The following is a 13,012-nucleotide window of genomic DNA, read 5'->3' on the forward strand; positions in this document are numbered from 1 at the left end:
TCCAATCTATTATAGCTATTCCTTCAATAAACCCTCTGCCAAGGCTTTCCATTGCGGCCCGGATAGCCCTTTGCGCGCGCTTAATGCTACAATGGTATTGCGAATGCTATCATAAATATTGGCTTCTGTATTATTGATTACCTCGTTACGTCCATGTACCGCCGCGCTTACATGGTTCAGGTATCGTTCAACAATAAAAGTGTTTGTTGCATGATGATCATAAAAGTTGGCAACTGCCTCACTCGCTTTTCTGGGGTTAACCACCGGTCTTACTGTAATGGCTATAAACTCCGTTTCGGCCAAAGCATCTTCATGTTCCTGGATGTTTTCAATCATCACCCAATCCAGCCCATCGCCTGCAATTGAACCGGGAGCCGGGAGGTTTACATAAAAAAGATCACCTCTTTCTGCCATTCTATATAATTCATTGCCTTGCGCATCGGTAAGCGAGAACTTAGATGAGCCCCGCCCACTGAACTGGTGCCAATTGGATATGTCTTTTAAACGGCTTTTGGCCAACAGGAACAGCTTGTGCGCTTCCTGCCGGGTCTCAAAGTCGGCAAAGTGGATAAAATCGGTCATCCCTCCATCTTCCTGATCCGGAATAGTTTGATTTGCATCGTTTATCATTATTATTTAACGTTGAGTGTTACAAACAGTTTTGCACCTGCGTATTATTATTATTGTTGAGAAAACAGTTGTAACATAATCACTACATAAATACCTCTATCCGATATTTTCAAGCTATATGTTTGATTATTAGTTAAAAGTAATGTACATTTCCTCTTTATAAAACCTAAATGATAAATAAACCACTCCTGTGCTTTTTTATCGTCTTTGCTTGTTTCACTAACCGGGCCTTATGTCAAACAGTTACGGACGATAGCACTATGCAAAAAATTGCCCTTGCGCATGTTGTTGACGGCTATAACAATTCCATTGGGCAAATGTCCCGCTTGTATAATGGGCCGGAGTACGAGTTTTATGAACCCTTCATAAAAAGTAACGCCTATTTCTTAGATATAAATGCCTTCAAACCCGGTACGCTCAATTACGATGGCGAGTTTTTTGGCAATGTGCCCATGATGTATGACCTCAATAAAGATCTGGTTGTGGTTTTGTTATACAACGGCTTTTCTAAATACAGCCTTGTAAACCCTAAGGTTCAAAACTTTGAGCTGTTTAATCACCATTTTGTATACGTACCTGCCGATTCGGGCAGCAACTCATCAGCAATAGACGCAGGATTTTATGAAGAGATCTACAGCGGCAAACTCCAGGTTTTGGTAAAGTGGTCCAAAAGCATCCAAACAACGTCCAACCTAAACACCATCGAGTCGTATTTTACAGTAGCTAAAAAACATTACTTTTTAAAGAAGGGGGGCAGCTATTACAGCACCGGAAGCCAGGGCTCATTCCTTGATATTTTAAAAGACAAGAAAAAGGAGTTGCAGCAATACCTAAAAGCCAATAAAATTAAATTTAAAGATAACCCCGAGAAGGCGATGTATATGATGGCAGCGCAATATGATCAATTATCCAAATAAGCGAGCTTTAGTTAAAATACGGGACATACTGGCGCTATAGTTTATAGCTCTTTTATAAAATGAGTGTTGCGTTGTGTAAAATAAATATGCTGATGAAAAAAATTTACTTTTTAAGTTTTTGTTTTTTGATCCTGCTGCAAGTGGCTAATGCCCAGCAAGCACCTGTGCGATTAATAAGCGTGAACTTTCAACAGGCTACAATGGAGCAGTTTGTGACCGATATTGAAGCAAAAACAGGATATCATTTTTACTATGAACCAAACCAGCTTGATAGTTTAAAAATTACCGTACAGGCCGATAATAAACCGGTGATCACCGTACTTGAAGCGGCATTTAAAAACACGGCTTTCCATTACGCCATCACCAATGACGGGCAAATATTTATATCGAAATGGCGTGAGATCCAGCCAGCACTTGCAGCGGGTTTCTTTGATATTAAACCAGGTGCCGACAATTTTAAAAACAATGTTACCACTACCGTAGCCGATTTCAACGATGTAAAAGACAAAGTTATCCCCGAGGCTACTACCGAAAATAAACTTTATGAGATAGGTACCAAAACAAATACCATAGGTACAGGTAACGCTACCCTATCGGGCTATATCCGCGATGGAAAATCGGGCGAGGCCATACTTGGGGCCAGCATTTATGTAACCAATACAAAATCAGGAGTTGCTTCAGACCAGTTTGGCTATTTCACCATTACGTTGCCTAAAGGCAGGCAAATTTTGAGTATCAGAGGCATAGGCATGCGCGATACCCGTCGCCAGATTGTATTATATGGCGATGGCAAGCTTATTATTGAGATGAAAGAGCAGGTTACCAGCCTAAAAGAGGTAAAAATTTCGGCCGAAAAGGTGGCTAACGTACGTAACGTTCAATTAGGAGTAAACCGGCTGGATATCAAAAGCATCAAACAGGTGCCAACCGTATTTGGCGAAGCCGATGTGCTACGGGTGATTTTAACACTCCCCGGCGTACAATCAGTAGGCGAAGCCACAACCGGCTTTAATGTTCGCGGAGGCTCGGCCGATCAAAACCTTATTTTGATGAATGATGCTACTATTTACAATCCCTCGCATTTCTTCGGCTTTTTCTCGTCATTTAACCCCGACATTGTAAAGGATATTGAACTTTACAAAAGCAGTATCCCCGAAAAATTTGGAGGCCGGTTATCGTCTGTGTTAGATGTTACCAACCGCGAGGGTAATAAAAAGATCTTTACAGGTTCGGCAGGTATTGGTTTAATTACCAGCAGGCTTAATGTTGAAGGGCCTATCATTAAAAACAAAACATCTTTTTCATTTGGCGGCCGTACCACCTATTCAGATTGGTTGTTGAAGCTGCTGCCCGAGGCTTACAAACATAGCCAGGCATCTTTTTACGATTTGAACCTTGATATAAGCCATCAGATAGATGAAAAGAACAATATTTATATTACAACCTACCTTAGCAAGGATAAGTTTAAACTAAACAGCGATACCGCTTATAGCTACAGCAATAAAAACGCCAACATTAAATGGAAGCACAATTTTAATGATAAACTGTTTAGCGTAATTGGTGGCGGAATAGATAGGTACCAATATGAAATAGCCAGCTATGATAATCCGATAAATGCTTACAAGCTAAATTTCGATATCAATCAAACCAATTTCAAAACTGATTTTACTTATTACCAAAACCGCAAAAGCACCATCAACTTTGGTTTAAGTTCAATTTTCTATAAACTTCATCCCGGCAATTATCAGCCAAATAACCCGCTATCATTGGTAGCACCAGATGTAATCCCGGCGCAGCAGGCTTTGGAAAGTGCCCTGTACCTGGGCGATAAGTACGATTTTAGTGATGATTTTTCGGTAAGCGCCGGCGTGCGTTATTCTATATATAACTACCTGGGCCCGCAGTTGGTGTATAACTACGCGCCAAACCTACCAAAAACAAGCTCAAATCTTATTGATAGCACCAATTACGCCAGCGGTAAGTTTATAAAAACCTATTCGGGCCCCGAGATCAGGATTTCGGGCCGCTATCAATTAGGTGATAATACCTCGTTAAAGGGCGGGTATAATACGTTAAGGCAATACATCCACCTGTTATCAAATACTACCGCCATAGCGCCCACCGATGTATGGCAGCTAAGCGACCCTAATATTAAACCTCAATACGGCGACCAGGTATCGCTTGGCTTGTATCATAACCTCAAATCAAACACCATTGAAACTTCGGTAGAAGTTTATTACAAACGTTTAAGGGACTACCTTGATTACAGGAGCGGGGCAAACCTGGTATTAAATCATCATATAGAAAACGATGTATTAGGTACCGAGGGCAAAGCTTACGGCATTGAGTTTTTACTCAAAAAAACAACCGGTAAAGCCAATGGCTGGATAAGCTATACCTACTCACGCACGTTTTTAAGGCAAACTAACCCCAATGAGGGTGAACTGATAAACGGCGGACAATATTATCCGGCCAATTTTGATAAACCGCATGATTTTAATTTTATTGGTAATTACCGGGTTTCGCACCGGTTTAGTGTATCGTTAAACGTAACCTACAGCACCGGCCGCCCAATAACACTCCCTGTAGCAAAATATGAATACGGAGGATCGGAACGGGTTTATTATTCTGATAGGAACCAGTATCGCATCCCCGATTATTTCAGGTCGGATCTTTCGATGAATATTGAAGGCAACCACAAAGTGCATCAAAAAACACATAACTCGTTCACCATTGGCGTTTACAATTTAACAGGCAGGCAAAATGCTTACTCAACTTATTTTACCGAGCAAGGCGGGGTAATCAATGGCTATAAACTATCCATATTTGCTAAACCAATTCCGTTCATCAATTATAATATCAGGTTTTAATGTAATGAGCAGGAGAACCACCTATATTATCTGTTTGTCGCTTTTGGCACTTGCCGCTTGCAGAAAGGCCTATACGCCGCCTGCAATTGCTTTTGCCGGTAGTTACCTGGTGGTTGAGGGAGTTATCAATAGTGGCGGTGACAGTACTATTCTTAAATTGAGCAGAACGGTTAAGCTGAATGACACCACCAAACTAAAGCCCGAAACTGGCGCTATAGTAACACTTGAAGGCGAAGATGGCAGCACGTTTCCACAGTTGATGGAAAGTACTACAGTTAAGGGGAGTTATATTAACCCCTCGCTGGTATTAAACGCAGGCAAAAGATACCGGCTCCGGATTAAGAGTGGGTCAAGCGAATATTTGTCTGATTACGCCGAGTCAAAAATAACCCCGCCTATTGACAGCGTTACCTATGTATTAAGCCATACTTATGATGCCGGCTTGCGGGTAAATGTAAATACGCACGATGCCACCGGCAAAAGCATTTATTATAAATGGGACTATGCCGAAACATACCAATATCGTACCCCATACGATTCGCGATGGAAATCAAACGGCGATACGGTTTTGCCCCGTAATATCATTACCGATGATATTAATCATTGCTGGCGCACAACGTATTCAGATCACGTGATTATTGGCTCGTCAGAAAAATTAAGCAGGGATGTAATTTCACAGTTGTCATTAACGGTTGTACCATCAACTTCTGAAAAAATCAGCGAAGAGTATAGTATACTGGTTAAACAATACGCGTTAACCAAAGAGGCTTACCAGTTTTGGGAAAGCCTGCAAAAAAACACCGAAAAGCTTGGTAGTATATTTGACCCACAACCATCGCAGCTGCCAACTAATATTCATTGCGTAAGCAACCCTGCCGAACCTGTTATAGGATATTTAAGCATTTGCACAGTAACCAGCCAGCGCATATTTGTGCCGTTTTTTACGTTGCCAAACTCGGGCGAAGGAGATACCTACCAGGGCTGTTCTCTTACCAGTGCTTATTTCCATTACCTGGTAAATCCGCTCAAGGGCGATAATGACGAGGATTTTTATTATAACTATAACAAGCCAGGTCCTCATATCATACTTATACCTTATGAGAGTATCATAGGCGTAATAGATGGACATAAAGTGGTTGTAGGGCATACCGGATCAACCCCCTATTGTGTTGATTGTACTTTAAGAGGCAGTAATAAAAAACCATCCTTTTGGAAATGATAAAAATGAAAACTATTAAATATATAATATGGTGTTTGCTGGCAACGGGTGCAATAGTTACCGCCTGCCGGAAACCTTATAACCCTACGATTGTAAGTACTGATAATAGTTATCTGGTAGTTGAAGGCACCATCAATAATGGTGATATAACAGCCATCAGGCTTAGTAGAACAGTAAAGGTGTCTACAGATACAAAAATACAGCCGCTGCCTGGGGCAACTGTATTTATTGAAGACCAGTCGGGCAATCAAATACAGCTGATTTTTAATAATACTACCAATAAATACGAATCGGGCAGTACGCTTAATCTGGACAAAACAAAAAAGTACAGGTTACACATCACTGCCGATGGTAAAGAATACGCCTCGGATTATGTGGCAGTAAAAGATAATCCGCCTATTGATAACATCGAATTTAAACCCAATGGCGATAAGCTTGAGATAAGCGTTGATACTCACGATCCAACCAACAGTACCCGTTATTACCGTTGGGATTTTGATGAAACCTGGCGCTTTCACTCCACTTTTCAGTCGGATTATTTGGTAGATAGTACAAAAACTATACGGTTACGAACAAGTGCACAGCAAACTTATTATTGTTTTGCGTCAGATACGTCGAGCAATATACTGATAGCATCATCGGCTAAACTTGTACAGGATGTTATAGCCCAGTCGCTCATTACCACTATTCCTTCCAGTTCTGAAAAACTGGAGCTGCGCTATTCTATCTTGCTAAGACAATATGCTTTAAGTAAAGAAGAATATGAGTTTTGGGAAAATATTAAAAAGAATACCGAGCAGCTCGGGAGCATTTTTGACGCGCAACCATCACAGCTTATCGGTAATATTCATTGCATCACTAACCCCACCGAACCGGTAATTGGCTATGTAAGCGCTACAAACGTGCAGCAAAAACGAATTTTTATAAACAATAACCAACTGCCCCTGGATTGGTATCCTATAACGCCCTATTTATGTAGTTTGGATTCGGCGTATTATTCAAATCCCAAAACCAATAGGGCCGAAGTACAAACTTTCATCATAGATGGCGGCGGCATTCCGGTTGAAGCAATAACCAAGAGCGGGTATATAATTATTGGGTTTACCTATTCAAGTATTGAATGTACCGATTGCACTATAAGAGGTAAGGTTAAACAACCATCATACTGGATACCGTAGCAGTAATGTCTGTGAACCATCGTCGCTATAAAGAAGAACATAAAATAAACCAGGTTTGGTTATGAGAAAAAATATAGGCATCATTAAAATTATCGCTTTATCAGCTTTAACTGTTTTGCTTGGGCAAACACTTTGCCGGGCCCAGGCTTTGGAGCAGGTTAAAAAAAGCTTTAACCTTTATCAGCAGCAAACCGTGCAGGAAAAGGTTTTTGTACATACCGATAAAAGCACTTACTTGCCAGGCGAAATCATATGGTTTAAAGTATACGTCGTTGATGCGAGCTTTCACCGGCTTTTTAATTTAAGCAAGGTTGTTTATGTTGATGTTGTAGATAATGCCCACAACGCCTTATTACAGGCCAAAATTGCCATAGCAGATGGCACAGGCAGCGGATCTTTATACATTCCTGTATCAACCAGCAACGGTAGCTATCGATTCAGGGCCTATACCAACTGGATGAAAAACTTCGGACCCGATTATTATTTCGATAAAAATATTACCATAGTAAACCCACTAAAATCGCCAGAGGCAGCGGCTAAAGAGATAGCTCCGGTATATAATGCGCAATTTTTCCCCGAAGGCGGTAATTTAGTAGCAGGGGTAAATAGTAGAGTGGCTTTTAAAGTTACCGCCCCCAACGGTAACGGCCTTGCCACATATCACGGCGCAGTGGTCGATCAGCATAATGACACCGTGGCCCGTTTTGAACCTTTAAAGTTTGGCATTGGCAGCTTCGTTTTTACCCCGGTTGCCAATAACACCTATAAAGCTGTTATCAAAGCCGGTGCCAACAGTCCGGTTATAAAAGAACTGCCTGCGGTTAGCAATGATGGATATGCTATGCAGGTAAAGGATAACGGCCAAACCCTATCAGTAACGGTAAGCCATGCCAACGGAGGAGAGGTGTTCCTTTTTGCTCATACCCGGCAATTGGTTAAAGTTGCAGAAAGCGCTTCACTTAGTTCGGGCGTGGCTGTTTTTAATATTGATAAAAGCAAGTTGGGTGAAGGCGTCTCGCACATTACTATTTTTAATAGCTCCAGGCAGCCAGTCTGCGAAAGGCTTTACTTCAAACGTCCCAAACAACTATTACAGATAGATGCTACGGCCGATCAGCCTCAATATGGTACACGCAAAAAGGTAAGTATCAACGTGAGCACAAAAAACGTCACAGGCTCGTCGTTACCAGCTAATATGTCGGTAACTGTTTACCGGGTAGATTCATTGCAGCAAATAGATGATAATGAGATTTTCAGTTCTTTGTGGTTGCGGTCAGATCTGCGGGGCAGCATTCAATCTGCCGGGTACTATTTCAGGAACACCAATGCCGAAGCCGACCAGGCCATAGATAACCTGATGCTTTCGCAGGGATGGCGCAGATTTCAGTGGACTAAAGTGCTGAGCAATTCCTCAACGCACTTTGATTATTTGCCAGAGTATACCGATCATCTCATTAATGCTAAAATAACCAACACCCTTACAGGACAGCCGGCAAAGGATGTAATAGCTTATTTAAGTGTGCCCGGGAAGCGGGTGCAGCTATACGCCTCTAAAAGCGACTCCTTAGGCCATCTGGTGTTTAATACCAAGCAAATGTTTGGCCCCGGTGAAGTAGTGGCCCAAACCAATACCGAAAAAGACTCAATCTATCGGATAGACGTTTTAAGTCCATTCTCAGAGCAATATACGGCATATGCCAGCCCTAAATTTAATTTATCAATAGGCGTTCAAAAGGCTTTGGAAGAACATAGCCTGGCCATGCAGGTGCAAAACATATATGCAGGTACCAAAATAAAAAGATTTTATGATGCCGGCGTTGATAGCGCCGGTTTTTATGCCACACCTTATAAAACCTACCTGTTAGATAACTATACCCGCTTTACCACCATGGAAGAGGTATTACGCGAGTATGTAAGCCAGGATAACATTGTACGCTCAAGAGGAAGGTACCATATCAAAGTGTTAAACGAAAAAGGATTCCTGGATGGTGATCCTATCGTACTATTGGATGATGTACCCGTATTTAATATCGATAAAGTAATGGCCATTGACCCATTAAAAGTGCGAAAGCTGGAAGTTGTGCCTTATCGCTATTTTTATGGGCCAACGGTAAACGAAGGCATATTTAGTTTCACCACTTATAAAGGCGACCTTGGCGGAGTTGAAATGGACCCGCATTCTGTAGTACTGGATTATGAAGGCCTGCAAATGAAACGGGTATTCTACTCGCCGGTTTATGACACCGAGAAGACCGGGAAAAGCCGTGTGCCCGATTTCAGAAACCTGCTGTTTTGGTCGCCAGACGTAGATACCGATGATAGCGGCACGACTATAGTATCGTTTTACACCTCCGATCAAAAGGGTAAATATGTAGGTTCTATACAAGGAATAGCTAATAATGGCGCTGCAGCAAGCCAATTTTTCAATTTCGAGGTGAAATAAAAAAAAATAAATTCTTCAGGGTTCCTCTTTGAAATGGGGAGTTATTTTATTTTGATACAGAGCAAGTTACAAGGGGTATGAAACGGACTGGCAACTGGTTCTTTTACTTAAAAGCGTCACGAAATTCATTTTTTTTCAAAAAGGATTTGTGTAATACAAATTGCTGCGTATATTTGCACACCCAAACGGAGTGGTAGTTCAGCTGGTTAGAATACATGCCTGTCACGCATGGGGTCGCGGGTTCGAGTCCCGTCCATTCCGCTGAAAACAATGTCAAAATTGCCTAAAAGCCTGTAAATCATCGATTTACAGGCTTTTTTGTTTGGCCGAAAACACCAAAATATGCATGTTTTAGCATAAAAAAGGTGAGCAATTCGGTGAGCATATTAAAGCTAAAAAGATGCTCACCAGAAACGACATAAGTAACTGATTTAGAAGATGTTCAGCGAGTGAACATCTTGATTGCAAGTGATGGAATAATCAATTTTGTTTCACTATTTAATTCATTTGTAATGAGAACTAACATCAATTTGCTTTTTTATTTAAAGAAGCGCTCTACCTACAAGAATGGCCCAGTGGCCATCTATCTCCGGTTTACTGTTGACGGCCAAAGAGCTGAAGCCTCAACCGGTAAAACTTGCGACCCTTCCCGCTGGAATACACAAGCAGGCCGTGCTATCGGCACCAAAGAAGACGTTCGTACCCTCAACTCTTATCTTGACACCTTGCAGGCCAAAGCCCAGGAGTTTCATCGATGGATGACGGCTAATGACGAAATGGTTACCGCCGAGAGCCTCAAAAATCGCTTTATTGGCAAAACAGAAAAGGTACGCACCTTGGTTACCGTTTTTGAAGACCATAACCAAAAGATGCGCAGCCTGGTAGGGCAGGAATTTGAGAAAAGCACATTGCAACGTTATGAAACAGCGTTAATGCATACCAAAGATTTCATGCAATGGCAGCACAATGTTTCTGACATACCTATCACAAAAATCAATTTCGAATTTCTTAATGATTTTGAGTACTACCTCCGCAGTGTTCGCAAGTGCGCCAACAATTCTGCGATCAAGTACATTAAAAACTTAGGAAAAATTGTCCGTATCTGTTTAGGTAATGGCTGGCTTACGATTGATCCGTATCTGAACTATAAGCCTAAAACCAAAAAAGTTCACCGGGTTGTGCTGACCAAGGAAGATCTGACGGCCATTGCAGAAAAGGAATTTTCCGTAGATCGGCTGCGCTTAGTCAGGGATATTTTTCTGTTTAGCTGCTATACCGGGCTTGCTTATGTCGATGTCAAAAAGCTTAAACGTTCCGAAATGGCCAAGGGAGTCGACGGCGACCTTTGGATCCATACTAACCGCCAAAAAACAGATACTTTATCCCGCATTCCCATTTTGCCGGCAGCATTAAAAGTTATTGAAAGGTACGAGGATAACCCACAATGTATTGTCGACGATCTTTTGCTTCCGGTAATGAGTAACCAAAAAATGAATGCCTATTTAAAGGAGATAGCCGACTTGTGTGGTATTTCCAAATTACTGACTTTCCATATTGCCCGGCATACGTTTGCCACCACCGTAACGCTTAATAATGGCGTTCCGATAGAGAGTGTAGCTAAGATGATGGGGCACACCAGCATCAAGACCACACAAATCTATGCTAAGGTAATGGATCATAAGATCAGTTCTGATATGGCCGCACTTAAAGTTAAGTTGTCGGCAATTAATTAAAACCATCAATTGACAAATATTCACAAATATTAGGCAGTTCGTATAGTTTTTAGTTAATTTTGAGTATGATAAAAGAGATCAATAAAAGAGTAGTACTAGTTCATTGGAAACGTTTTGCAGGAATCGATATTGATGTATTTTCAAGTCTTAAAGGTTTTTGCGACAGCTACCCTGATTTTAATTATCATACCCTGAATAATTATCTTTCCAAGAAAAAAATCCCATTTGAAAATGACGATGTCAAAATAGAGCGGCAACCATTGATACAAAAAGTCACCAGGCCTAACCTGCCGCCTGTATTATTCTGGGATTTTGATTTTGATAAAATTGATTGGAGAAGGTCAAGGCTGACGATCATGGAGCGGGTGCTTGATAAAGGCGACGAATCTGATTGGAAGGAGTTGATACGATTTTATGGCCATGATAATGTTATCTACGCACTGAAAGAGGAAATTACTTATCTGACTGATATGACAACTGACCTTGTTTGTGAATATTTTCAATTGAGCAAAAAAGAGCTCAAATGTTACACAAAGAAACAGTTAAACCAGGGACACTGGATCTAATTAAAAAGCTGATGCTAGATCAGCAAATTAATTCATTTCATCTTGTCGGTGGAACGGCGATGGCACTACAAATGGGACACCGGGAATCGATAGACATTGATCTATTTAATTCAGGTGATTTTGACTCTGCGCAATTAGCAGATCACTTAAAAACACATTATGATGCCCGGATCAAACGGCAAAATGGCAATTATATTAGCGGAAGTATATTAAATGTTGACTTTGACATGATAAGTCATAAATATCCAACGATTAGAAATATAGATCCACAAGAAGGTATTCGAATAATGTCTTTGGAAGATATAGCTGCTATGAAAATAAACGCTATTGTAAATAGTGGACGCAGAGTCAAGGATTTCATAGATATACATTATTTACTTACGAAGTTTTCTTATGAGAATATAATGGACTTTTATCACATTAAGTATCCAAAAGCTGATCTCGTTATTGCACGTTTAGCTTTACTTTATCATGGAGAAGTTGACTTAACTGTTCCTGTGATTCTTAAAGACGAAAAGCTCACATGGGAAATTGTGAAAAGTAGTATTAACAGTGCAGTGTACGAATATGATTGGATGCGACACAACCCAGGATTTAATCGAGAGGGTAATGACAATTCTGAAGATACGGGAAGAGGCAGAGGCGGGTATCGAAGATGAGTGATACGGGTACTGCCAGTTTTATAAATGATGCGGAGAACAAGTGTTGTATTCTCCGCAAATTTGCGGAGAAGGAGCCTGGCGGCGTACGAAATACCAACTATGCATTAACAACTTAATATTATTACGAAATAATCAAACCACTGATTTCTCGATTTGCGAATTTAGAAACCAGTGGTTATATTAATATATGAAAGCACATAATGGCATGAGGCCGTATGACATTGTCTTGCTGCTGAAAATAACCTCGTTAGATAAGAACTGGTTGAACAAAGATCTTGCGACTAGCTTATATATCAGTAATTCTGAGATTAGCGAATCCTTAAATCGTTCGATGATTGCCAAATTAATCAGTCCCGATAAACGGGTGGTTTTCAAAACAGCCCTTTATAATTTTATCGAGCACGGATTAAAATTCGTTTTCCCTGCTGAGCCAGGCCCTATTATTCGCGGGCTGCCAACCGCACACAGCGCTCCCATTCTGAAAGATTACTTTGTATCTGATGAAACCTATGTATGGCCAAGTGCTGATGGGAAATCAAAAGGCCAGGCGATAATACCGCTATACCCCAATCAAGTGATGGCGGCAATGAATGATGAACGGCTATATGATAAACTTGCTTTAGTCGATGCAATCCGCGTGGGTAAAGTTAGGGAGCAAAAAAAAGCCTTAGAGCTATTAAAAAAATCTTTTGAATTGGTTTTTTGAGGAGCCAATCGAAGCCATTCTTGATAGTCAATTAAATAAGCGGCTGTATCATAGTATATGATACAGCCGCTCTGGTGTATTAGAATCA

At 41.0% G+C, this 13,012-nt stretch carries 10 protein-coding genes and 1 tRNA gene; 10 read left to right on the top strand and 1 reads right to left on the bottom strand.

Going from position 1 to position 13,012, the window contains the following annotated elements:
• Positions 1 to 15: 15 nt before the first annotated feature.
• The gene (locus tag FHS10_RS27280) at positions 16 to 630 is read right to left on the bottom strand and encodes a hypothetical protein (protein ID WP_259097190.1); all 615 of its coding nucleotides are present in this window, start codon (positions 628 to 630) and stop codon (positions 16 to 18) included.
• Between the two features lie 260 nt (positions 631 to 890).
• Between FHS10_RS27280 and FHS10_RS27285 the strand changes: the two genes are divergently transcribed.
• From FHS10_RS27285 to FHS10_RS27330, 10 genes are all read left to right on the top strand, one after another.
• On the top strand, positions 891 to 1,547 hold the full coding sequence (locus tag FHS10_RS27285) for a hypothetical protein (protein ID WP_259097191.1): 657 nt from the start codon (positions 891 to 893) through the stop codon (positions 1,545 to 1,547).
• 92 nt (positions 1,548 to 1,639) lie between these two features.
• Entirely contained in the window at positions 1,640 to 4,417 is a 2,778-nt protein-coding gene (locus tag FHS10_RS27290; RefSeq protein ID WP_259097192.1) for a TonB-dependent receptor, read from the top strand.
• A gap of 4 nt (positions 4,418 to 4,421) precedes the next feature.
• On the top strand, positions 4,422 to 5,636 hold the full coding sequence (locus FHS10_RS27295; RefSeq protein WP_259097193.1) for a DUF4249 domain-containing protein: 1,215 nt from the start codon (positions 4,422 to 4,424) through the stop codon (positions 5,634 to 5,636).
• A gap of 5 nt (positions 5,637 to 5,641) precedes the next feature.
• Entirely contained in the window at positions 5,642 to 6,814 is a 1,173-nt protein-coding gene (locus tag FHS10_RS27300; RefSeq protein ID WP_259097194.1) for a DUF4249 domain-containing protein, read from the top strand.
• A 61-nt stretch (positions 6,815 to 6,875) separates the two neighbouring features.
• A complete protein-coding gene (locus FHS10_RS27305; protein ID WP_259097196.1) occupies positions 6,876 to 9,257 on the top strand; it encodes a hypothetical protein in 2,382 nt (793 codons plus the stop codon).
• 187 nt (positions 9,258 to 9,444) lie between these two features.
• Positions 9,445 to 9,518 (top strand) — tRNA-Asp (locus FHS10_RS27310).
• Positions 9,519 to 9,769: 251 nt separating this feature from the next.
• Positions 9,770 to 10,990: a site-specific integrase gene (locus tag FHS10_RS27315; RefSeq protein ID WP_259097197.1), complete on the top strand. Its 1,221-nt coding sequence runs from the start codon at positions 9,770 to 9,772 to the stop codon at positions 10,988 to 10,990.
• Positions 10,991 to 11,055: 65 nt separating this feature from the next.
• Entirely contained in the window at positions 11,056 to 11,556 is a 501-nt protein-coding gene (locus FHS10_RS27320; RefSeq protein WP_147054148.1) for a DUF6922 domain-containing protein, read from the top strand.
• Entirely contained in the window at positions 11,514 to 12,215 is a 702-nt protein-coding gene (locus FHS10_RS27325; protein ID WP_259097198.1) for a nucleotidyl transferase AbiEii/AbiGii toxin family protein, read from the top strand. Before FHS10_RS27320 ends, FHS10_RS27325 begins: the two co-directional genes overlap by 43 nt.
• 190 nt (positions 12,216 to 12,405) lie before the next feature.
• Positions 12,406 to 12,924 carry a hypothetical protein gene (locus tag FHS10_RS27330; protein WP_259097200.1) on the top strand — a complete coding sequence of 173 codons (519 nt, stop codon included), beginning with the start codon at positions 12,406 to 12,408 and terminating at the stop codon, positions 12,922 to 12,924.
• Positions 12,925 to 13,012: the final 88 nt, after the last annotated feature.

The sequence above is a fragment of the Mucilaginibacter dorajii genome, assembly GCF_024808255.1.
Taxonomy (GTDB): domain Bacteria; phylum Bacteroidota; class Bacteroidia; order Sphingobacteriales; family Sphingobacteriaceae; genus Mucilaginibacter; species Mucilaginibacter dorajii.

Excerpts from the sequence above, each read along its gene's own strand:
- FHS10_RS27280 (WP_259097190.1), bottom strand. The coding sequence starts at position 630 with ATGATAAACGATGCAAATCAAACTATTCCGGATCAGGAAGATGGAGGG.
- FHS10_RS27285 (WP_259097191.1), top strand. The coding sequence starts at position 891 with ATGCAAAAAATTGCCCTTGCGCATGTTGTTGACGGCTATAACAATTCC.
- FHS10_RS27290 (WP_259097192.1), top strand. The coding sequence starts at position 1,640 with ATGAAAAAAATTTACTTTTTAAGTTTTTGTTTTTTGATCCTGCTGCAA.
- FHS10_RS27295 (WP_259097193.1), top strand. The coding sequence starts at position 4,422 with ATGAGCAGGAGAACCACCTATATTATCTGTTTGTCGCTTTTGGCACTT.
- FHS10_RS27300 (WP_259097194.1), top strand. The coding sequence starts at position 5,642 with ATGAAAACTATTAAATATATAATATGGTGTTTGCTGGCAACGGGTGCA.
- FHS10_RS27305 (WP_259097196.1), top strand. The coding sequence starts at position 6,876 with ATGAGAAAAAATATAGGCATCATTAAAATTATCGCTTTATCAGCTTTA.
- FHS10_RS27315 (WP_259097197.1), top strand. The coding sequence starts at position 9,770 with ATGAGAACTAACATCAATTTGCTTTTTTATTTAAAGAAGCGCTCTACC.
- FHS10_RS27320 (WP_147054148.1), top strand. The coding sequence starts at position 11,056 with ATGATAAAAGAGATCAATAAAAGAGTAGTACTAGTTCATTGGAAACGT.
- FHS10_RS27325 (WP_259097198.1), top strand. The coding sequence starts at position 11,514 with ATGTTACACAAAGAAACAGTTAAACCAGGGACACTGGATCTAATTAAA.
- FHS10_RS27330 (WP_259097200.1), top strand. The coding sequence starts at position 12,406 with ATGAAAGCACATAATGGCATGAGGCCGTATGACATTGTCTTGCTGCTG.